The sequence below is a fragment of the Pseudorhodoferax sp. Leaf267 genome (assembly GCF_001422405.1).
Taxonomy (GTDB): Bacteria; Pseudomonadota; Gammaproteobacteria; order Burkholderiales; family Burkholderiaceae_C; genus Pseudorhodoferax.
The window spans coordinates 420174-441060 of the sequence record NZ_LMMV01000021.1 but is presented as its reverse complement, the minus strand read 5'-3'; the positions used below and the strand labels follow the sequence as shown (position 1 = coordinate 441060).

The 20887-nt window shown below is 69.0% G+C and carries 22 protein-coding genes; 11 read left to right on the top strand and 11 right to left on the bottom strand.

From position 1 onward, the window contains the following. Nucleotide 1: 1 nt before the first annotated feature. Entirely contained in the window at nucleotides 2-1177 is a 1176-nt protein-coding gene (locus ASF43_RS19180) for a patatin-like phospholipase family protein (protein ID WP_056184307.1), read from the bottom strand. Nucleotides 1178-1350: 173 nt separating this feature from the next. On the opposite strand from ASF43_RS19180, the gene ASF43_RS19175 reads away from it, so the two are divergent. After that, nucleotides 1351-2037, top strand: coding sequence for a hypothetical protein (locus tag ASF43_RS19175; RefSeq protein ID WP_156373413.1), 687 nt, complete (start codon nucleotides 1351-1353; stop codon nucleotides 2035-2037). On the opposite strand, the gene ASF43_RS19170 is transcribed toward ASF43_RS19175, so the two are convergent. Next, nucleotides 2023-2751 carry a tRNA-uridine aminocarboxypropyltransferase gene (locus ASF43_RS19170; protein ID WP_056184303.1) on the bottom strand — a complete coding sequence of 243 codons (729 nt, stop codon included), beginning with the start codon at nucleotides 2749-2751 and terminating at the stop codon, nucleotides 2023-2025. The genes ASF43_RS19175 and ASF43_RS19170 overlap by 15 nt on opposite strands. A 152-nt stretch (nucleotides 2752-2903) precedes the next feature. Continuing rightward, complete coding sequence (locus tag ASF43_RS29975) at nucleotides 2904-3062, bottom strand: DUF3309 family protein (RefSeq protein ID WP_082497970.1); 159 nt, start codon at nucleotides 3060-3062, stop codon at nucleotides 2904-2906. Nucleotides 3063-3223: 161 nt separating this feature from the next. Between ASF43_RS29975 and ASF43_RS19165 the strand changes: the two genes are divergently transcribed. The 3 genes from ASF43_RS19165 (at nucleotide 3224) to ASF43_RS19155 (ending at nucleotide 4797) form a co-directional block, all read left to right on the top strand. Further along, nucleotides 3224-4195: a tripartite tricarboxylate transporter substrate binding protein gene (locus ASF43_RS19165; protein ID WP_056184301.1), complete on the top strand. Its 972-nt coding sequence runs from the start codon at nucleotides 3224-3226 to the stop codon at nucleotides 4193-4195. An 89-nt stretch (nucleotides 4196-4284) separates the two neighbouring features. Beyond that, nucleotides 4285-4530, top strand: a complete 246-nt coding sequence (locus ASF43_RS19160) for a type II toxin-antitoxin system CcdA family antitoxin (RefSeq protein WP_056184299.1) — start codon at nucleotides 4285-4287, stop codon at nucleotides 4528-4530. A 9-nt stretch (nucleotides 4531-4539) separates the two neighbouring features. Next, entirely contained in the window at nucleotides 4540-4797 is a 258-nt protein-coding gene (locus ASF43_RS19155) for a CcdB family protein (protein ID WP_082497968.1), read from the top strand. Between the two features lie 14 nt (nucleotides 4798-4811). Here ASF43_RS19155 and ASF43_RS19150 read toward each other — a convergent pair whose 3' ends face one another. From ASF43_RS19150 to lptF, 5 genes are all read right to left on the bottom strand, one after another. After that, complete coding sequence (locus ASF43_RS19150; protein ID WP_056184295.1) at nucleotides 4812-5975, bottom strand: pyridoxal phosphate-dependent aminotransferase; 1164 nt, start codon at nucleotides 5973-5975, stop codon at nucleotides 4812-4814. Between the two features lie 146 nt (nucleotides 5976-6121). Then, complete coding sequence (locus ASF43_RS19145) at nucleotides 6122-7063, bottom strand: CysB family HTH-type transcriptional regulator (RefSeq protein ID WP_056184292.1); 942 nt, start codon at nucleotides 7061-7063, stop codon at nucleotides 6122-6124. A 43-nt stretch (nucleotides 7064-7106) separates the two neighbouring features. Beyond that, nucleotides 7107-7469, bottom strand: a complete 363-nt coding sequence (locus ASF43_RS19140; protein ID WP_056184290.1) for a sirohydrochlorin chelatase — start codon at nucleotides 7467-7469, stop codon at nucleotides 7107-7109. Further along, nucleotides 7470-8570, bottom strand: a complete 1101-nt coding sequence (lptG, locus tag ASF43_RS19135; RefSeq protein ID WP_056184617.1) for an LPS export ABC transporter permease LptG — start codon at nucleotides 8568-8570, stop codon at nucleotides 7470-7472. Further along, complete coding sequence (gene lptF, locus ASF43_RS19130; protein WP_056184288.1) at nucleotides 8567-9667, bottom strand: LPS export ABC transporter permease LptF; 1101 nt, start codon at nucleotides 9665-9667, stop codon at nucleotides 8567-8569. Before lptF ends, lptG begins: the two co-directional genes overlap by 4 nt. Before the next feature lie 23 nt (nucleotides 9668-9690). On the opposite strand from lptF, the gene ASF43_RS19125 reads away from it, so the two are divergent. From ASF43_RS19125 to ASF43_RS19110, 4 genes are all read left to right on the top strand, one after another. Next, nucleotides 9691-11223 (top strand): leucyl aminopeptidase, encoded by a 1533-nt coding sequence (locus ASF43_RS19125; RefSeq protein ID WP_056184287.1) that lies wholly within the window; start codon nucleotides 9691-9693, stop codon nucleotides 11221-11223. 17 nt (nucleotides 11224-11240) lie between these two features. Continuing rightward, nucleotides 11241-11675 (top strand): DNA polymerase III subunit chi, encoded by a 435-nt coding sequence (locus ASF43_RS19120; RefSeq protein ID WP_056184285.1) that lies wholly within the window; start codon nucleotides 11241-11243, stop codon nucleotides 11673-11675. Further along, nucleotides 11672-12010 (top strand): hypothetical protein, encoded by a 339-nt coding sequence (locus tag ASF43_RS19115; protein WP_056184283.1) that lies wholly within the window; start codon nucleotides 11672-11674, stop codon nucleotides 12008-12010. The genes ASF43_RS19120 and ASF43_RS19115 overlap by 4 nt, the downstream gene beginning before the upstream one ends. Before the next feature lie 117 nt (nucleotides 12011-12127). Continuing rightward, nucleotides 12128-13330, top strand: a complete 1203-nt coding sequence (locus ASF43_RS19110) for a branched-chain amino acid ABC transporter substrate-binding protein (protein ID WP_056184281.1) — start codon at nucleotides 12128-12130, stop codon at nucleotides 13328-13330. A 59-nt stretch (nucleotides 13331-13389) separates the two neighbouring features. Here ASF43_RS19110 and mnmC read toward each other — a convergent pair whose 3' ends face one another. The 3 genes from mnmC to ASF43_RS19095 are packed head-to-tail and all read right to left on the bottom strand — an operon-like array spanning nucleotide 13390 to nucleotide 16045. Continuing rightward, a complete protein-coding gene (mnmC, locus tag ASF43_RS19105; RefSeq protein ID WP_056184279.1) occupies nucleotides 13390-15225 on the bottom strand; it encodes an FAD-dependent 5-carboxymethylaminomethyl-2-thiouridine(34) oxidoreductase MnmC in 1836 nt (611 codons plus the stop codon). Between the two features lie 22 nt (nucleotides 15226-15247). Further along, complete coding sequence (locus tag ASF43_RS19100; RefSeq protein WP_056184277.1) at nucleotides 15248-15520, bottom strand: oxidative damage protection protein; 273 nt, start codon at nucleotides 15518-15520, stop codon at nucleotides 15248-15250. A 57-nt stretch (nucleotides 15521-15577) separates the two neighbouring features. Beyond that, on the bottom strand, nucleotides 15578-16045 hold the full coding sequence (locus ASF43_RS19095) for an EVE domain-containing protein (protein WP_056184275.1): 468 nt from the start codon (nucleotides 16043-16045) through the stop codon (nucleotides 15578-15580). Nucleotides 16046-16173: 128 nt separating this feature from the next. Between ASF43_RS19095 and ASF43_RS19090 the strand changes: the two genes are divergently transcribed. From ASF43_RS19090 to ASF43_RS19080, 3 genes are read left to right on the top strand one after another with little or no spacing between them, the layout of a single operon-like run. Beyond that, nucleotides 16174-18360 (top strand): ATP-binding protein, encoded by a 2187-nt coding sequence (locus ASF43_RS19090; protein ID WP_056184274.1) that lies wholly within the window; start codon nucleotides 16174-16176, stop codon nucleotides 18358-18360. A 9-nt stretch (nucleotides 18361-18369) separates the two neighbouring features. Then, the gene (locus ASF43_RS19085; protein WP_056184272.1) at nucleotides 18370-18846 is read left to right on the top strand and encodes a response regulator; all 477 of its coding nucleotides are present in this window, start codon (nucleotides 18370-18372) and stop codon (nucleotides 18844-18846) included. After that, on the top strand, nucleotides 18843-20777 hold the full coding sequence (locus tag ASF43_RS19080) for a response regulator (protein WP_082497967.1): 1935 nt from the start codon (nucleotides 18843-18845) through the stop codon (nucleotides 20775-20777). The genes ASF43_RS19085 and ASF43_RS19080 overlap by 4 nt, the downstream gene beginning before the upstream one ends. Nucleotides 20778-20887 lie beyond the last annotated feature (110 nt).

The following is a 20887-nucleotide window of genomic DNA, read 5'->3' as shown; positions in this document are numbered from 1 at the left end:
CTCACGACTGCGCCGCGAAGCCCTTGGGGAAATGGTCGGCTTTCACCAGCTTGGCGCCGGCCAGTCGGCCGATGCGGTCGAGCTCGGGGATGTTGTCGGGCTCGTCCATGGCCTCCAGCGTCTTCAGCGCCTTGGCGCTCAGCTTCTCGCCCAGGTGCTGCTCGCACCAGGCGCTTTGCATGAGCACGTTGTAGCGCAGGTAGCTGCACAGCGTGGGGCCGCCCAGCGGCGGCACGGCCTTGCCCATCTCGCGGTCGATGTCCCGCGCGGTCGGGCTGGTCGAGAGCCACTGCATGACCGTCTCCACCGTGTCGCTGCAGTCGTGCATGAGCGCGGCCAGCGACAGCACGGCGTGAAAGGCGGCCGTGCTCTGCAGGATGCCGGCATGGCCCACCTCGGCATTGGCCTTGCCCGTGCCCACCGAGACGACGAGCAGCTTATCGCCACCCACGGGCCAGTTGAGCCGGTAGCCGTCCATCGTGGCCGTCATCAGCGCCTGCAGCGCGGGGTTGTTATGCGGGCTCACGCCGCCGTCCACGAAGTCGCCATCCACGGGTTTCAGGCCGTTGGCGCCGCGGCCGATGCGGATGGTCTCGGGGTCGAAGAAGTGCGGCGCGGCGGTGCTGGCGCGCACGACCTGCCACAGCGGGTATTCGCCGTTCGGGATGGTCGTGGCCTGTGTGCCGGCCTTGAAGTAGCGCGCGTTGGGGTTGTTCGTGATGGGCCAGGTGCTGCCTGTGTCGAGCCGCTTGGAGACGACGAGCAGGCCGGTCTTGAAGTCGGCACTGTCCAGCCGGCGGTCACCGTACACGCCCAGCAGCGCCTCTTTGACCTTGTCGCCGTCGAACTTCGCGCGCAGCGCGCCCCAGCGCGTGAGCGTGCGCTTGAACACGAACTTGCCCAGGTTCATGTAGTGGCCGTGGACCTCGTCGACCGACATGCCCAGCGACAGCGCGCCCGCGATGATGGCGCCGGTGGACGTGCCGGCGATGAGGTCGAAGTAGTGGCTCAGCCGGAACAGCGGGTCGTTGCCATGCTGCAGGCGCAGCGTGGTCTCGATCTCGCGCAGCATGCCCAGCGTGAGCACGCCGCGCAGGCCACCGCCGTCCAGCGCGAGGATGCGCTTGGGGCCGACTTTCGGGTCCAGGTGTTCGGCAAAGCTGCGGTAACGGCTCATCGGAATGTCTCCTGCGTTGGAAGGGCGAAGTGGGTGGGCGCTGCGCGCCGCGCCAGATGCTAACGAGCAGCGCGGACGCGGGTGAACAAAATTTGCAGGGCGGCGCTCCAGCGCAGCGCGTGTGCCGCAGCGGATAGAGTCAGCTCCTTCACCACCCGCGCCCACGCACCACCATGAACCGTTTGGAGTCCGAGCTGAGCCGCTTGTATGGGCCGCGCGCATCCGGGCGTGCCGGCGATGCCGTGCGCGCCATGGTCCTGGAACTGGCGCGCCCGCCGAGCTGGGATGCGCTGGGCCGCGTGTGGCACGGCGTGCAGGCCGAGCTGGAACTGCCGGCGCCGGCCATTGCCGTGAACGGCACCGATGGGCTGCAGCTGTGGTTCTCGCTGGCCGAGCCGGTGGCGGTGGCGCGCGCGCAGCAGTTTCTGCAGGGCCTGCGGCAGCGCTTCCTGCCCGAGATCGCGCCAGAGCGCGTGCGGCTGTTGCTGGATGCGCCGGCTGTGCCGGCCGAGCAGGGGCACAGCGGCAACTGGTCCGCCTTCGTGGCGCCGGACCTGGCGCCCGTGTTCGCCGACACGCCCTGGCTCGACATCCCGCCGGGCGAGGAAGGTCAGGCCAACCTGCTGGGCGTGGTGGCCTCGGCCCGACCCGAGGCGTTCGACGCGGCCATGCACAAGCTCGGCCCGAACGAGCAGCTGGCCGCCAGCGCTGGCCAGCACCCGGCGACGGCGCCTGTCGCGCCCGGGCCTGGCGATGACGCGCCGCGGCGCTTCCTGCTGCAGGTCATGCACGACCAGACCGTGCCCATGGCCCTGCGCATCGAGGCCGCCAAGGCGCTGCTGCCTTCAGGCGGCCGCTAAAGCCTGCAGCCGCTGGTGGGCCGCACTGTCGCGGTCGACCGGCCGTTGCTGCTTGGCCTGCAGGTAGTGCTGCGTGAAGACGTCGAGGTAGGCCTGCAGCGTGTCGGCCACCCGTCCCTCGCCCGCCAGCGCGAAGCACAGCGCGGCCACCTCGCTGGTGCAGAAGTGGTCGTTGCGGCGCGAGCGGCGCAGCTTGTATTCGGATGCCCGGTCCGGCGCCAGGCTCAGCACCGGGAAACCCGCGAGGTAGGGGCTCTTGCCGAACATCTTGCGGGCCTCGGACCAGGTGCCGTCGAGCAGGATGAACAGCGGGCGCCTGGGCGATGCGGCATCGGGCGCAGGCAGATCGTTCACCACGCGCTCCGGCGGCGCGTACTCGCCCGGGAACACCACATAGGGCTGCCATTGCGGGTCGGCGAGCAAGGTCAGCAGCGCCGGGTCGACTTCGGTGCGTGCCCAGGTGAAGGCGAAGGTGTCGGCCACCACGTCGGCAATCAGCCAGCCGGTGTTGCTGGGCTTGAGCGGCTCGATGTCGGCCATCAGCAGGCACACACCGGCACGCGCGGGCACGGACGGCCGCAGCGCGCACAGGCAATGGCTGGGCAGCAGGCGGCAGCCAGGGCAGCGCTCGCTGCGCGAACCGCGGCGGGCCAGGAAGGGCTTGGCGCTGTGGAAGAGGCGCGCGGCGCGCAAGACGGATACGGCGTGGGGCATGCGGCATTGTCGGACCGCAGTGGTCAGGGCCTGGGGCAGTGTGCGCGCCCTCAATGCCTACGGGTGCTTGCGGGTGTGAAGCGGAGAGGGGTGCGCGCAGGGCCGCTGCGCGGAGGGGGGCGCAGCCTGTTGCAGGCTGCGCCTGTCATGCACTAGATGCGTCCCATGACGAGCAGGATGATCACGACCAACAGCACCAGGCCCAGGCCACCGCTGGGGTAGTAACCCCAAGACTTGCTGTGCGGCCAGGACGGCAGAGCACCGATGAGCAGCAGGATCAAGACGATCAACAGAATCAGCGACAGGGACATGGGTGTCCTCCTTGTGTTTATGGTGTATGCATGTTCGGCGCGCCGCTGACGGCTGTCCGCAGTCTGTCGGCGCGTACGTCGGTGAGGGTTTTCCTACGATGGGCGCACGTGCTTTGTCCCTAAGCTGCGCGCTGTCCCTCACCCGCCTGCGAAAGATCCCCATGCGCAACCGTCGTCTGTTCCTGGCCCGTTCCGCGAGTGCGCTCGCCGTGGTGGCTGCACCGTCCCTGTTGCGTGCGCAGGCCTATCCCGCCAAGCCCATCCGCTACATCTGCCCGTGGCCTGCCGGTGGCTCGACCGACGCGGTGATCCGGGCGCTGGCCGAGAGCGCGGGCCGCGCGCTGGGCACGACCATCATCGTGGACAACAAGCCCGGCGCCGGCGGCACACTGGGCGCCGTGGAGCTGGCCAATGCCAGGCCCGACGGCTATGTGCTTTCGCAGTTGCCGCATGGTGTGTTCCGCATCCCGCACATGCAGAAGGTGTCGTTCGACGTGCAGAAGGATTTCACCTGGATCGCCTGCCTTACGGGCTACACCTTCGGCCTGGTGGTGCCGGCGGACTCGCCGATCAAGTCCATCAAGGACTATGTCGAGTACGCCAAGGCCAACCCCGAGAAGCTGAGCTACGGCCACACGGGCGCCGGCACCAGCCCGCATCTGGCGATGGAGGAGTTCGCGCAGCGCGCCGGCATCAAGCTGATGAACGTGCCGTACAAGGGCAACGCCGACAACATGCTGGGGCTGCTGGGCGGGCATGTGATGTCGGCCAGCGATGCGACGGGCTGGGGGCCGTACGTCGAGTCCGGCAAGTTCCGGCTGCTGGCCACCTACGGCAGCAAGCGCACCAAGCGCTGGCCCAACGTGCCCACGCTGGACGAGCTGGGCTACCAGACGGTCTCCGACTCGCCCTTCGGCGTGTGCGGCCCCAAGGGCATGGACCCAGCCATCGTGCGCACGCTGCACGACGCCTTTCGCAAGACGCTGGAAGACCCGGCCGTGCTGGCCACCTTCGACAAGTTCGACCAGACGGTGATCTACAAGAACACCGAGGACTACACGAAGTTCGCGCGCGAGAGTTACGCGGCGGAGAAGGCGACGATCGAGCGGTTGGGGTTGGCGAACAAGGGTTAGCGATGGTTGGCCCGATCGGGCATGACAGGCCGCGTTCTTGCAGATATGCTGTCCTCGTGCGCACGTCATGCGCATGCAAGGAGTGTCCCGTGTCTGAACTCGCCGAACGCCGCAAGCGTGCCGTCAACCTGAGCCTGAGCGAGCACCTCGTCGAAGAGGCCCGGGCGTACAGCAGCAATCTGTCTGCAACCGTGGACGCGCTGCTGGCGGACTACATCGCGCAACAGCACCATACGCGCGCTAACCACCAACAGTGGGCCGACACTTGTACGGCGGGCTGGAATGCGGTGCACGACAAGGTCGGCTCCTTCGCAGATAAACATTCGACGCTGTAGGCGCTTGCCATGCCTCAGTTCGACGGCTACCGTCGGCGCGTGGTCGTGCCGCTGGTGCGACGTAATACCTTGCCGCGGCCGTCGCCAGTGCCCGGCTCGCGGCTGAATCCAGTGTTCCGGATCCTCGGCATGGATGTGGTGCTGCATCCGTTGGACACCGTGTCGGTGCACCTGGATGCCCTGGGCGACCTCGTCGCGTCCCTGGCCGAGCAGGGCCAGCAGGTCACCGATGCGATGGACGAACTGCTGACGCGATCCTGGGGATAGCCAGCCTCTTCACGCTACAGCTTCGCCAGCCGCTCCAGCGCCTCGCGCAGCGTCGCGTCCTGCTTGGCGTAGCAGAACCGCACCACGCGCTGGTCGAAGTCGTCGGCATAAAAGGCCGACAGCGGGATCGCCGCCACGCCGATCTCGTTGGTGAGCCACACGCAAAATTCGGCTTCGCTGAGCGTGCTGACGTCGGAGATGTCCACGCACTGGAAGAAGCTGCCTTCGCTGGGCATGAGCCTGAAACGCGTGCGCGCCAGGCCTGCGCGGAACAGGTCGCGCTTGGCCTGGTAGAACGCCGGCAATTGCAGGTAGCGGCTGGCGTCGGCCATGTAGTGCGCCAGGCCGTGCTGCACCGGCGTGTTCACGGCGAACACGTTGAACTGGTGCACCTTGCGGAACTCGGCCGTGAGCGCGGCGGGCGCGGCCACGACGCCGACTTTCCAGCCCGTTACGTGGTAGGTCTTGCCGAAGCTGGAGACCACGAAGGCGCGAGCCGCCAGCCCCGGGAAGCGCGCCGCGCTTTCGTGCGCACGGCCGTCGTAGACCATGTGCTCGTAGACCTCGTCGCTGATCAGGAAGACGTCGGTGGGTGCCAGCAGATCCTGCAGCTGGAGCATGTCCTCGCGCGACCAGATGGTGGCACTCGGGTTGTGCGGCGAGTTGACGAGGATGGCGCGCGTGCGCGGGGACAGCGCGGCGGCGATCTTGTCGAAGTCGGGGCGGAACGTGCCGGGCACGAGCGGCACGCGCACAACCGTGCCGCCGGCCAGCTCGATGTTGGGGATGTAGCTGTCGTAGCAAGGCTCCAGCACGATCACCTCGTCGCCGGGCCGCACGATGGCCAGGATGGCGGTGAGGATGGCCTGGGTTGCGCCGGCGGTGATGGTGATCTCATCCGCCGCGCTGTAGCGCCTGCCGTGTTGCGCTTCGATCTTGGCCGCCACGGCCTCGCGCAGCGCAGGCACGCCGGCCATGGGCGGGTACTGGTTCAGCCCCTGCTGCATGGCTGCGTGCACGGACTCCACCAGTTGCGGATCGCACGGAAAATCCGGGAAGCCCTGGCCCAGATTGACCGCGCCCTTTTCGGCGGCCAGCGCGGACATCACGGTGAAGATGGTGGTGCCCACCTTGGGCAGCTTGCTGTCGATGGCGGGGGTGCGGGGTGCTGTTGTCATGGGATGACCGCGTCGATCAAAGTCAAGGGGCGTCGGTTGCGGCAAGGCGCAATGCCAGGGCTGCCGCGGAACTGGCTTGCCAGGCCGCTGGCAGCGCCCCCTCGCAGGGGGTTGGCGGAGCGCGCAGCGCGGCGACTGGGGGTGGGCTAAAGTTCATAATCGTTGGCGTGGCCGGCCATGGCCTTGACCACGAGGTTGCGGTCCAGCCGGTCGCTCAGCAGTTCGGCGAAGCGGAACACGAAGTTGCGCAGGTAGGCGCCGCGCTTGAACGCCACGCGCGCGATGTTCACGCCGAACAGCTGGCCCGCCGGGCGTGACACCAGGTCGCTGTTGACGTCGTCGCGCACGGCCATCTCGGCCACGATGCCGATGCCCAGGCCCAGGCGCACATAGGTCTTGATGACGTCCGAGTCGATCGCCTCCAGCGCGATGCGCGGCTCCAGGTGGCGCTGCGCGAAGGCCTGGTCGATGCGCGTGCGGCCCGTGAACGAGGGGTGGTAGGTGATGATGGGCTCTAGCGCGATGTCTTCGAGCGTCAGGCGTTCCTTCAGCGCCAGCGGGTGGTCCTTGGGCAGGACCACGACGTGCTGCCACTCGTAGCAGGGCAGGGTCAGCAGCTCGGTGTAGTTGGACAGCGACTCGGTAGCGATGCCGATCTCGGCCACCTCGTCGATCAGCATGCGCGCCACCTGGTCGGGCGCGCCCTGGTGCAGGCTCACGTTGACCTTGGGATAGGCCTCGCGCAGCCTGGCCACGGGCACGGGCAGCACGTAGCGCGCCTGCGTGTGCGTGGTGGCGATCGAGAGCGTGCCGCTGTCCTCGGCGCTGAACTGCTCACCGATGCGCTTGAGGTTGCCGACCTCGCGCATGATCAGCTCGATGCTGCGCAGCACGTGCTGGCCGGGTTCAGTGATGCGTTTGAGGCGCTTGCCATGGCGGGCGAAGATCTCGATGCCGAGTTCCTCTTCCAGCTCGATGATGGCCTTGGAGACGCCGGGCTGCGAGGTGTGCAGCGCCTTGGCGGCCTCGGTGAGGTTCAGGTTGCGCCGCGCAGCCTCTTGTACGAAACGAAACTGGTGCAAATTCATAGTGAATTTCGACTAACAACGAAATTCATTATGCCCTAGGCGTCTATAGAGGCTGCAGTGCGATCTCGGCCATGAGCGCCACCAGCCGGGGGTTTTCGCCGACGGCAGGCATCACATCCAGGCGCAGGTCCGGGTGGCGTTCGCGCAGATCCCGCACGAGTTCGGGCAAGTCTTCGCGCGCGTGACGGCCGACGCCCAGAAACATCGGCAACACCTGGATGCTGGTCGCGCCCGCCCGGGCGAGTTCGGCGACGGCGGCTGCCAGATCGGGCGTGCACAGCTCCAGGTAGGCGCAGCGCACGGGGATGTGCGGCGCGGTGGCGGCGATGCGTGCGGCCACCGCTTCGATGGGCAGGCGCCAGAGCGGGTCGCGCGAGCCGTGGCCGAAGAGGACGATGGCGTGCATCTAGCGCCTCAGCACCAGCCAGCCGAACGCGGCCAGCGACACCATGGAATAGATCAGCCCCGGTGCCGCCGCCGTCAGCCAGGGCTGCCAGTTCTGCAGGTTGCCGACGTAGCCGAACACGTTGTTCAAGAGGAAGAAGCTGATGCCGGCCATCACGCCGCCGAACACGTAGCCGGCGATGCCGCCCTGGCGGAAGTGCAGGTAGGCGAAGGGCAGGGCCAGCACCACCATCACCAGGCAGCTGAGCGGGTAGAACACCTTGCGCCAGAACTCGATCTCGAAGCGCTGGGCCGATTGCTGGTTGGCGTTCAGGTGCTGGATGTACTGGAACAGGTCGATGGTCCGCATGCGGTCGGGCTTGAGCAGCGCGGTCGTGACCATCTCGTAGGTGATGCCGGTGGGCCAGCGCTCATTGGCCAGGTGCTGGCGCTCGATGCTGGCCTGCTGGTCCTGCGTGCGGTAGCGGGTGCGTTGCACGGTGGCCAGCTCCCAGGCGCCGGCCGCGAAGCGGGCGCTGCCGGCCTGCGTCACGGACAGCAGCGTGTTGGCGGCGTCGAACTCGAAGATGCGCAGGTTCTGCATGTCGCCGCTCGATGTGAGCGAGGCCACGTTGACTGCATAGGAATGGTCCTGCTGCCGCTCCTTGAGCCAGGCGCCGGTCTGGCCGATGGTGATGCGGCCCTGGTAGCGTGCCTTGAGCAACTGCGCCGTGCGGTCGGTCAGCGGTGCGATGTAGTCGCCGACCGCGAAGGTCAGCACCACGAAGGCGGCGCCGAGGGACAGCAGCGTGCGCAGCGCTCGCCATGGCCCCAGGCCGCTCGTGCGCAAGATGGTGTATTCGGAACTCTGCGCGAAGCGCGCCATCACGAAGATCGTGCCGATCAACAGCGTGATCGGCAGCAGCTCGTACAGATGGCTGGGCACCAGCAGCACCACGTACAGCAGCGCATGCGTGAGCTGGTAGCCCATGGCGCCGTACTTGCCCACGTCGGACAGTTCGTCGACGAAGTCGAAGAAGAAGAACAGCGCCAGGAAGCCCAGGGTGACGAAACCCACGGCGGTGAGCTGCTCGCGGTAGATCAGGCGGCGGATGGTTCTCATGCCGGCACTCCCGCGCGGCCGTGTCGCATCCAGGCCCACAGGCTGAAGCGGCTGTGGCGCATCCACAGCGCAGCCATGGTCAGCGCGAACACGCAACCGTGCAGCAGCAGCACATACGCGGCGAACGGCATGCGGCTGCTGGCGATCCAGCTCTGGCCCAGGTTGATCAGGTTGTAGTAGATGACGAACGCGAACAGCGCTAGCACCAGGTTGCCGGTGCGCGCCGAGCGCGCATTGCCGGTGGCCAGCGCGAGCGCGATCAGCAGGAAGTTGAAGGCCGCGATCGCGAAGCCGATGCGCCAGGAGAGCTCGCCCAGGTTCGCGGGCGTGGGCGCAGCCAGCAGCGCCAGGGTGGTCAATGCACGCGGGCTCAGCGTGGGGCTGTTCTGCGGTCCTTCGCCAATGCGCGTGCCGTACTCCTCGAAGTCGCTGACGCGCACGCCTTCCTTGCCGCTGGTGGTCTCCAGCCGCTGACCCTTGTTGAGGATCACGAAGCGGTCACCGTTGCGCAATTCGACGCGCGCCGTGCGGGCCGAGGTCACCGACTCCTTGCCCGGGTCGGTGGCCGAGAGGAACACGTTGTTGCCGATCTGGTCTTCCGGCGAATCCTTGTCGACGAAGAAGACCCGGCTGCCGTTGGCCGACTCCTGGAACTGGCCCGGTGTCACGCGCTCGATGTCGCTGCGCTGCTCGAAACGGCTTCGCAGTTCCAGGATCTGCTGGTTCGACCAGGGCCACACCAGCAGCGCCATGCTGGCGACCACGAGCAGCACCGGCCACGAGAAGCGCAGCAGTGGCTGGATCAGGCCCATCAGGCCCTGGCCGGCGGAGAACCAGATCACCATCTCGCTGTCGCGGTACATGCGCGACAGCGTGGCCACGGCGGCGATGAACAGGCTCAGCGTGAGGATGGTCGGCAGGTGGCCGAGGATGGTGTAGCCCAGCACCAGCATCACGTCCGAAGGGTTCACGCGGCCACGCGATGCGAGGCCCAGCGTGCGGATCAGCAGCATCGTCATCACGATGGTGATGAGGGCGACGAAGGTGGCGCCGAAACCCCGTGCGAGCTCCTTGCGAATGGAGGAATGGAATAACATCGCCGCCGAAAAAAGGCTGAATTATGAACTTCGAACTCAAGTCCCTGGACGCATCAGGTTGCGCCGCTGAAAAGTGCGATGCGCTGCTGGTGGTGGTGCCGGAGGGCTTCCAGGCGGGCAGCGACGCGCTGTCGGGCTGGATCGCCCAGGCGCGCAAGGCCGGGGACCTGGACAGCAAGGCCGGCAAGTCGCTGGCCCTGTACAAGCCGCAGGGCCTGGCGGCCACGCGTGTGATGCTCTGCAGCGTGGGCGAGGGCTCGGCGCGCCAGGTGCGCCAGGCGGTGGTCGGCGGCGTCGGCGCGCTGCGCACGGCCAAGCGACTGGTGCTGTGCTGCGCCGGCCCCTGGACCGAGGCCACGCTGCGCGCGGCCATCGCCGCTGTGGCCGATGCGAGCTATGTCTACACGGCCACGAAGTCCAAGCCCGAAGCGCGCGTGCTGGCTACCGTCGTCGTCGCCGTGGCCGATGTGCGCGAAGCGCGCGCCGCGTTCGACCAGGCCGTGGGCACGGTCGCCGGCATCGAGCTGGCCAAGGAATGGGGCAACCGGCCGGGCAACCATGCCACGCCGACCCTGCTTGCCAACGCCGCCAAGACGCTGGCGCGCTACCCCAGGATCAAGTGCGAAGTGCTGGGCCCGCGCGAGGTCGCCAAGCTGGGGATGGGCTCGTTCATGTCGGTGGCGCAAGGGTCCGAAGAGCCGCTACGCTTCATCGTGCTGCGCTATGACGGCGCAGCGCGCACCGTGGCGCCTACGGTGCTGGTCGGCAAGGGCATCACGTTCGACACCGGCGGCATCTCCATCAAGCCGGCCGGCGAAATGGACGAGATGAAGTTCGACATGTGCGGGGCGGCCAGCGTGCTGGGCGTGTTCCGCGCGCTGGCCGAGATCAAGCCGGCCATCAACGTGGTCGGCCTGATCCCGGCCGCCGAGAACATGCCCGATGGCCGCGCCGTCAAGCCGGGCGACGTGGTCACGAGCATGAGCGGGCAGACCATCGAGATTCTGAACACCGATGCCGAAGGCCGGCTGGTGCTGTGCGATGCGCTGAGCTATGCCGAGCGCTTCAAGCCTCGCGCCGTGATCGACATCGCCACGCTCACCGGTGCCTGCGTGGTGGCGCTGGGCGGTGTGCGCAGCGGCCTGTTCTCCAACGACGAGACGCTGGCCAACGCCTTGCTGGCGGCGGGCGAAGGCGCGCTCGACCCGTGCTGGCGCTTGCCGCTGGACGACGACTATGCCGACGGCCTGAAGACCAATTTCGCCGACGTGGCGAACGTGGCCGGCCGGGCCGGTGGCGCGGTCACCGCTGCCAAGTTCCTGCAGCGCTTCGCGGGCACGCGGCCCTGGGCCCACCTGGACATCGCCGGGACGGCCTGGAAGGGCGGCACGGCCAAGGGTTCGACGGGCCGCCCCGTTGGCCTGCTGCTGGGCTACCTGCTGGGCGACACCGCCACCGGTGCGCCACCCGTGCAGCCCACGCCCAAGCGCAAGGCGGCGGCCAAGCCGGTGCCGGCCAAGAGCGCGCCGGCCCGCAAGCGCCGCGCCGCGGCCTGAGCGCCGCCGGCGCGGCCATGACCGAGATCGCCTTTCACTTCAATGCACCCGACAAGCTGGCCTACGCATGCCGGCTGCTGCGCAAGGCCGTGATCGGCGGCGCGCAGGTGGTGGTGACCGGCGAGGACGACGCACTGCGCAGGCTCGACCAGCAGCTGTGGACCTTCTCTCCGCTGGACTTCGTGCCGCATTGCCTGGCCGATAGCCCGGCTGCCGTGCTGCAGGCCACGCCCGTCGTGCTGGCCGCGGACCTGCAGCGCGCACCGCACCACCAGGTGCTTGTGAACCTGGGAGACCGGGTGCCCGAGGGCTTCGAGCGTTTCGCGCGGCTCATCGAGGTCGTCAGTGGCCACGACGAGGACCGTGCCGGCGCGCGCGAGCGCTGGCGCCACTACGCAGCGCGCGGCTATGCCATCGTGCGCCACGACCTGGAACTGAAGGATTCGCCGTGAACGAAGCCCAGCCGCCCCGTACGCCGCCGCGCTTCGTGCCGGTGCTGACCGAGGTCGTGCACAGCGACGCGCCCGCGCCGTCCCCGCCGCCTGCGGGGCCGGCACGGACCGCACCGCTCGTGGACGTGCTCGAGGAACAACTGGTCCACCGCGTGATGCAGCGCGTGGACGTCTCGCTGGAGCGGCATCTGGACGACGCCGTGGCGGCCGTGGTGCTGCAGCACACGCATGCGCTCGTGCCGCGCCTGCGCGAGGAGATCGAGTTCATCGTGCGCCAGGCGGTGGCCGAGGCCGTTGCCGCAGAACTGGCCCAACGTCCAGCCCCAGGGCCGTGAAAACGGTCCGCACACCCTGCCGCAGATTTGTGCGGGCAGGGTTTGTGCGGCCCGTAACTTGCATGTGTGCCAGGGTATAAACCGTCACCTTTTGTTTTTTACCGTTCGGAGGAACTTATGCAGTTGAAATGGACCGCGATCGCCCTGGCCGCCATGATGGTTGCCGCTTGCGGCAAGAAGGAAGAGCCCGCTGCCACCCCGGCCGCGACGCCGGCCGCCACGGCACCCGCGGCCGCACCCGCAGGCGGGACCGTGACCGTGCGCATCGGCCATGTCGGCCCGACCAGCGGCCCGATCGCCCACCTGGGCAAGGACAACGAACTCGGCGCGCGCATGGCGATCGACGAGCTCAATGCCGCCGGCTTCAAGATTGGCGACAAGACCGCCAAGTTCGAGCTGCTCGCCGAAGACGATGCCGCCGATCCCAAGCAAGGCACCTCGGTCGCGCAAAAGCTCGTGGACAGCAAGATCCACGGTGTGGTCGGCCACCTGAACTCGGGCACCACGATCCCGGCCTCCAAGATCTACAGCGACGCCGGCATCCCCCAGATCTCGCCTTCGGCGACCAACCCCAAGTACACCCGCCAGGGCTTCAAGACCGCGTTCCGCGTGGTGGCTGACGACGTGCATCTGGGCAGCACGCTGGGCAAGTACGCCGTGGGCGAGCTCAAGGGCAAGTCCGTGGTGGTGATCGACGACCGCACCGCCTACGGCCAGGGCGTTGCCGAGGAATTCGAGAAGGCCGTGAAGGCGGCGGGCGGCACCATCGGCGGCCACGAGTTCACGACCGACAAGTCCACCGACTTCAACGCCATCCTGACCAAGCTGAAGTCCAACAAGCCCGACGTGCTGTTCTACGGCGGCATGGACGCGGTGGCCGGCCCGATGCTGCGCCAGGCCAAGCAGCTCGGCATCACCGTCAAGTTCATGGGCGGCGACGGCATCTGCACGAACGAGCTGGCCAAGCTGGCCGGCGACGCGCTCGGCGACAACCAGGTCGTCTGTGCCGAAGCCGGTGGTGTGGACGGCGACCTGAAGCCGGGCCTGGACAAGTTCAAGGCCGACTTCCAGGCCAAGAACAACGTCGACGTGAAGCTGTATGCGCCCTACGTCTACGACGCCGTGAAGGTCATCGCCACCGCGATGCAGAAGGCTGGTTCGGAAGACCCCGCCAAGTACCTGCCCGAGCTGGCCAAGATCGAATACAAGGGCATCACGGGCAACATCGCCTTCGACGAAAAGGGCGACATCAAGAACGGCGCGCTGACCCTGTACACGTACAAGGGCGGCACGCGCGAGCAACTGGCCGTCGTGCGCTGAGCACCCGGTTTGCGAGCTGATCGAAAAGGCCCTTCGGGGCCTTTTTCTTTTTCCGCGCGTCATCCCCGCCGTGGATCGAGCGCCGCCGCCAGGCGCCAGGGCAGGGACAGCGGTTCATGGTGCAGCCGTGCCACCAGCAGCTCGGCCGTCAGCAGCGCGAACGTCAGACCGCGCGCGCCCATGGCGGTGTGAACCCAGAGCCCGGGGCGCTCGATGGGATCGACGGGCCCGGCCAGCGGCAAGCGGTCGCGCGACGCGCAGCGCACGCCGGCCCACGCCTGTGGCGCCGGGCCGCCCTTCAGTTGCCGGGCTGCGTCGGGCAGCAGCTGGCCCAGGCGCTGCAGGTTGAAGCCCTGCTCTGCGGGGCGGATGTCGTCGGCTGCGTCGTCGCGCACGAAGCTCGCGCCGGTCACCCAGATCGGCCCGCCGTCATGCTGCGCATGCGGAATGAAATGGCCGTGGCCGTTGACGGGCCAGGGCGGCAGCAACGCCTGCGGCGGGCGCGGCCCGAAGCTCAGCTGGCCGCGGATGGCCTGCAGCGGCATGCCCAGGCCCAGCAGCTTCTGGCAGGCGATGCCGGCCGCCACCACGACCAGTGGCGCACTGGCCAGCGTTGCGCCCTGCGCATCGCGCAAGGCCCAGTCGTTGTCGATGGCGGCCAGCGTAGCGACTGCGGCGTTGCCGCGCCAGGTGATGCCCGGATGCCGCAGCAGCGCTGCCACCAGCCGTGCCGGCCGCACCCAGCCGCCCATGCCATGCCAGCGCGCCGCGCTGTCCAGTGGCAAGGCCGCAGCCTGCAGCTGCTGCGCATCGGCGGGGCGGCTCCAGCCATCGGCCGGCGCAGAGCCCGCAGCGCGTTCTTCACCGAGCTGGCGCGCGAGCACGCCGCAGGCCGCATAGTCTTCGCCCTCGACGAGCAGCTGGCGCAGCAGCGCCAGCGTGCAGCGTGCGCCGCTGCGCGACAGCTGCGACAGCACCGTGTCGTCGACCGAATCGTTGGGCGTGAACAGGCCGGCCGGCAGTCCGGAGGCACCGGCAGCTGGATGCGGCGCTGCATCCAGCACCTGGACTTGCCAGCCGCGCCGTGCCAGCTGCAAGGCAACGGTCGCGCCGGCCAGGCCGCCGCCGAGCACCACCGCCCGGCTGGGCGTGGGCGCGGGGCCGGTGTCCTGCAGCGCCGGGTCGCGGCGCTTGGGCGTCCACGGCGGGTTGTAGACGGCCTGCAGCCGGTCGCGCTTGGGCGGAACGCCCGCCACGCGTTCATGGCGAAAGCCGCATTGCGTCAGCGCGTCGCGCACCGATCGCGCAATGGTCCAGGTGGCCAGCTGCGTGCCGCGCCGGCAGCAGCGCACCAGGGCCTTCAGTGTGGGCAGGTCCCAGATGTCCGGGTTGCGCGCCGGGCTGAAGCCGTCCAGATACACGGCGTCGGCCGTGCATACCAGCGCGCGCAACATGGCGCGCGCATCGCCGATGGCCAGCGTCAGTTGCACGCGTCCTGCGTCCAGACGCAGCCGGTGTACCCCGGGGCGCAGGCCCCAATACTGCTCAGCCAGTTCCTGCGCCAGCGGCAGCAGCTCAGCCTGCCCGGCCACGTTGCGCAGCAGGTCGTCGGCCGATGCGGGAAAGGCTTCGACGGAGACGAAATGCAGTTGCTGCGGGCGGGCCGGGTCGGCGCGCCAGGCGGCCCAGGTGACAAGGAAGTTCAGCCCCAGGCCGAAGCCGGTCTCCAGCACCGTCCAAACCGGCTGGTGGGCCCAGGCGCCGGGCAGGCCGCAGCCTTGCAGGAACACGCCGCGCGCCTGGTGCAGGCCGGCTCCCGCTTCGGAGCGGTAGCGGTCGGCGAAGCGCGGGCTGTAGGGCGTGCCGTCGGCCAGCCATTCGACGGGCTCGGCCATGGGCAGGGTCGGGCTCAGCTTCTCAGTTGGCCGGTGGCACGTAGCCCTGGACCATGTCGGCGCCGGCGCCGAAGAAATGCGCCTCCATCTGGCGGGCCAGGTACTGGCGCGCGCGCTGGTCGGCCATGTTCAGCTTGTTCTCGTTGATCAGCATGGTCTGCTGGCGCAACCAGGCGGCCCAGGCCTCCTTGCTGACGTTCTCCCACAGGCGCTTGCCGAGCTCGCCGGGGTAGGGCGGGAAGTCCAGGCCCTCGGCCTCGTGGCCGAGTTTGATGCAGTTGACCATGCGTGCCATGTCGTTGTTCCTTGCGTGCGGGCCTGGTGCAGCCCGGAAAAGATGAGCCGTCGATTATCAATCGGCCAGCAGGCCGTCGACGATGCGCTTCCAATGCGCGGGCTCGACCGGCGTGATCGACAGCCGGTTGCCGCGCTTGAGCACCACCAGATCCTGCAGCGCCGGCTCTGCGCGCAGCTCGGCCAGCCCCAGCAGCCTCGTCTTGCGCACCGCCTGGACGTCCAGCAGCAGCCAGCGTGGCGCGTCGGGCTTGGAGGCAGCGTCGTGGTAGGGCGATTGCGGGTCGAACTGGGTCGGGTCCGGCCGCACGCCCGAGGCCACGCGCGCGATGCCGGCAATGCCGGGCTCGGGACAGCTGGAGTGGTAGAACAGCACGCCGTCGCCGACCTGCATGTCGTCGCGCATGAAGTTGCGCGCCTGGTAGTTGCGCACGCCGGTCCAGGGCACGGTGTGGCGCGGGGCGGCCATTGCGTCGTCGATGGAGCACTCGTCGGGCTCGGATTTCATCAGCCAGTAGCGTGTCATGGGGGTGTCGCCAGGGGTGGGGCCGCAGGATGCCACAGCCCTTGCACCGATGCATCGGTGCCCTCCTACACAGACGGCCCGCGCGGGCTGGCACACTCGCGCCTTATTTTCGCTTGCGATCGCTTCCCATGGCCGCCGTGGCTTCCGTTTCCGACCTGACCCAGTGCGATCTGGAGCCGATCCGATGGCCCGGCGCCATCCAGCCGCATGGGCGCATGCTGGTGCTACACGGGCAGACGCTGGCGCCCGTGGCCTGCAGCGCGCAATGGCCCGATGCGCAGCGCGACGCCGTGCTGGCAGCGCTGGACGTCGAAACCCTCGCCGCGTTGCCGCCGGGCGGCTCGCCGGTCGGGCTGGGGCGGCTGCAGCCCAGCGGCATGCCGCTGATCGATGTGGCCGCACACCGCACGCCCGCCCACGTGGTCGTGGAATGCGAGCCCGCCACGGCGGGCAGTAGCCGGCAGGACCCCCTGCATGCCCTGGTGCGCGACTTCCTGCCCCGGCTGCAGCGCGCGCAGACGCGACAGGAACTGTGTGAGCTGGCGGCCGGGGAGATCCGCCGGCTCACGGGTTTCGGCCGCGCCCTCGTGTATTGCTTCGACGAAGACGGCCATGGCCAGGTGCTGGCCGAGAGCCTGCAGGGCGGTTACGACAGCTACCTGGGCCACCACTTTCCGGCGACCGACATCCCGCAGCAGGCGCGCGCGCTGTACCAGCTGAACCGCTTCCGCCTGATTCCCGATGCGCGCTACGACCCGGTCGCGTTGGAGACCGTGGACGGCAGCGCCGCACGTGAAATCGACCTGTCGCAGGCCTTCCTGCGCAGCGTCTCGCCGGTGCATCTGGAGTACATGCGCAACATGGGCACGCTGGCCTCGATGTCGGTTTCCATCCTGGTCGAGGGCCGGCTGTGGGGCCTGATCTCCTGCCATGACCACGACCCGCGCCATCTGCCGGCGCAGACGCGCGTGGCCTGCGAACACCTGGGCCAGCTGCTGGCCCTGCAGCTGGAGGCCAAGGAGTCCAACGCCGACGCGGCCCAGCGGCTGGAGCTGCGCAAGCTCACGCTGGCCATCGTGGCCTACCTGGCCGACACCGATGCCTCGCTGCAGCGCCTGGCGCAGCATCCCGGGCTGCTGCGCATGGCCGGTGCCACGGGCGCGGCCGTGGTGCTGGACGACGCGGTCTGGTCCACGGGCGAGGTGCCAGCCGCTGCGCAGATCGAAGAGCTCGCGCGCTGGATCGTCGGCCTGGGTGTGGAGGCCTACGACAGCGACGAACTGGCGCGGCATTTCGCACCGGCCGCCGCCTATGCCGAGCGTGCGGCCGGCGTGCTTGCGATCTCGATCTCGCAGGTGCACCGCCATGTGATCCTGTGGTTCCGGCCCGAGATCGTGCGCACCGTGCGCTGGGCGGGCGATCCGCGCAAGTCGGTGGACGAGAACGGACGCATCCAGCCGCGGCGCAGCTTTGCGAGCTGGACGGAACAGATCCGCGGCCGTTGCGCGCGCTGGACCCCGGCGGAAACCGGCGCCGTGCGCGAGTTGCGCGAGGCCCTGATCGGCATCGTGCTGCAGCGCGCCGAAGAGATGGCCGCCGTCGCCACCGAGCTCGGCCGCGTGAACAAGGAGCTCGAGGCCTTCTCGTACACCGTCTCGCACGACCTGCGCGCCCCCATGCGCCACATCGCCGGGTACGTGGATCTGGTGCTGCAGCTCGAGGGCACGCAGATCGGCGCGCGCGGCCAGCGCTACCTGGGCCATGTGAAGGAAGCCGCGGCGTTCGCCGGCCAGCTGGTCGATGCCTTGCTCGACTTCTCGCGCATGGGCCGCGCCGCGCTGAAGCCGCGCGGCGTCGACACCGCCGTCATGGTGCGGGACCTGGTGCGCGAACTGGCGCGCCTGGAGACCGGCCGCACCATCACCTGGGACATCGCGCCCGACCTGCCCCGGCTGCATGCCGACCCGTTCCTGCTGCAGGTGGCCACGCGCAACCTGCTGGCCAATGCGCTCAAGTACACGCGCAAGCGCGAGGATGCGCACATCGCCGTGCGCAGCGTGCGCCGGCCTGAAGGCGAGGGGCTGGAGGTCCAGGACAACGGCGTCGGCTTCGAAATGCAGTACGTGGCCAAGCTCTTCGGCGTGTTCCAGCGCCTGCACGCGGCCGAGGAATTCGAAGGCACCGGCATCGGCCTGGCCAACGTCAAGCGCATCGTGGAACGCCACGGCGGCAGCGTCTGGGCCCGGGGCGCACCCGGCGCGGGTGCGGCCTTCGGCTTCACCCTGCCACAAGAGCAACCCAACAACATCACCTGAGGTGACACCATGAGCCAACCGCACAACGCGCTCAAACCCATCCTGCTCGTCGAAGACGACGCCCGCGACCTGGAGCTGACCCTGGTCGCATTGGAACGCAGCCAGCTGGCCAACGAGGTCGTGGTCCTGCGCGACGGCGCCCAGGCGCTGGACTACCTGCGCCGCGAAGGCCAGCACGCCGACCGCGCAGAAGGCAACCCGGCGGTGATCCTGCTGGATCTGAAGCTGCCCAAGGTCAACGGCCTGGAAGTGCTGGAGGCCGTGCGCGCCAGCCCCGCGCTGCGCAGCATCCCGGTCGTGATGCTGACCTCCTCGCAGCAGGAGGCCGACGTCGTGAAGAGCTACGAGCTGGGTGTCAACGCGTACGTGGTCAAGCCCGTGGAGTTCAGCCAGTTCGTCTCGGCCATCGCCGACCTGGGCATCTTCTGGGCCGTGCTGAACGAGCCGCCCCCGGGCTCGCTGCGCGCCAGCCGGCGGTATGAATGAATAGGCTGGCTGTCTTGCTGCTGGAGGACTCCGCGTTCGACGGCGAGTTGCTGCAGGAGGCTCTGCTCGCCGCTTACCCGCAGGCCACGTGCACGCTCGTGCGCACCGAGGCCGAGTTCACGCGCGCGCTGCGCGAGCAGCATTTCGACGCCGTGCTGTCCGACTACGAGGTGCCCGGCTTCGGCGGTGGCCAGGCGCTGCAGATCACGCGGCGCATGGCGCCGCAGCTGCCGTTCATCTTCGTGTCCGGCGTCATCGGCGAGGACAACGCCGTCGAGCTGATGCGCGGCGGCGCCACCGATTACGTCAGCAAGAGCCGCCTGGCGCGGTTGCCGCTGGTGCTGGACCGCGCGCTGCGTGAGGTCGGCGAACGCCAGGCGCGCGACCAGGCTGAACGCCGGCTGCGCGAGGCCGACCGGCTGTTCGGCCGCATCGTCGAGTCGCTGCGCGACTACGCCGTGATCCTGCTCGACGCGCAGGGCTGCATCACCAGCTGGAACCAGGGCGCGCAGACCATGTTCGGCTTCACGCGCGACGAGGTCGTGCACCAGCCCGCCACGCTGCTGCTGCCCCAGGATGCCGAGGCCGTCGACGGCTGGCGCCGCGATCTGCACGAGGCCAGCGAGCGACAGCGCGCCGTCAGGCAGCGGTGGATGCGACGACGCGACGGCTCGCCGCTGCTGGCCGAGGACGTGCTCACCCCGCTGCATGGCGAGGCTGGCGAGCTGCAGGGCTTTTGCAGCATCACGCGCGACACCACGGCCGACTACCTTGCGAGCCAGGCCCTGCGCGAGGCCAAGGAAGAAGCCGAGCGCGCCAACCAGGCCAAGGACCGCTTCATCGCCGTGCTGTCGCACGAGCTGCGCGCGCCGCTGGCCGCCGTGGCCTCCGCCATCCACCTGCTGGCCAAGACCGCGACCGTGCCCGAGCGCTACGGCGACCTGGTGCCCGTGATCCAGCGCAACGTCGCCGTCGAGGCCCGGCTGATCGACGACCTGCTCGACATCTCGGCCATCTCCAGCGGCAAGCTGGGCATCCAGCCGGCCGTGATCGACATGCACGGCGTGGTGCAGGAGGCCGTGCGCATGCTGGCCGGTGCCGTCGCCGAACGCCAGATGCAGATCGAGGTGGCGCTCGCGCCCGGCCCGGCACTGGTGCATGGCGACGCCGTGCGGCTGCAGCAGGTCGTCGCCAACCTGATCCGCAATGCCATCAAGTTCAGCGATCCTGGCGGCCGCATCGCGCTGCGCAGCCAGCTGCAGGACGGCCAGCTGGTTCTGGCTTGCAGCGACCAGGGCGTGGGCATCAGGGCAGAGGCCCTGGAGCGCATCTTCACGGCCTTCGAGCAGGCCGACCGCGACGTGGCGCGCGAGCGCGGCGGCCTGGGCCTGGGCCTGGCCATTGCGCGGCATCTGGCGCAGGCGCATGGCGGCGAGCTCGAGGTGCAGAGCGACGGGCCGGGGCAGGGTGCGTGCTTCACGCTGCGCCTGCCGCTCGCGCAGGGCCAGCCGAGCAGTGCGCCGGGGCCGGCCGGGCGTGCCGACGCACCCGCGGCCAGCCAGGGCGCGCGCGTGCTGCTGGTCGAGGACCACCCCAGCGCGGCGCGCGTATTGCAGCTGTGCCTGGAAGACTTCGGCTACGAGGTGGCGCACGCCAGCAGCGTGGCCGACGCGCTGCAGGCCGCGCAGGCACAGCCGTTCGACATCGTGCTGACCGATCTTGGCTTGCCCGACGCCAGCGGCGTGGAGATCGGCCGCGCGCTCAGCGAGCGGCTTCCCGTGGTTGCGTTGAGCGGCTTCGGCGCCGACACCGACCTGCGCAGCACGGCCGAGGCCGGCTTCTCCGGCCATCTGGTCAAGCCGGTCGATCCGGCGCAGGTCCATGCCCTGTTGCAGCAGGTGCTGGCCGCGGGCGGCAAGCCGGGCGGCTGAGCTTGCCGGCCGCAGCGCTCGAAAAATGGCCGGCAAACTAGAGCGATTCGTCCGCATGCGATACTGAATCGGGGCGATCCGCCGGGCATGGATGCGCCAGGATCACAGGC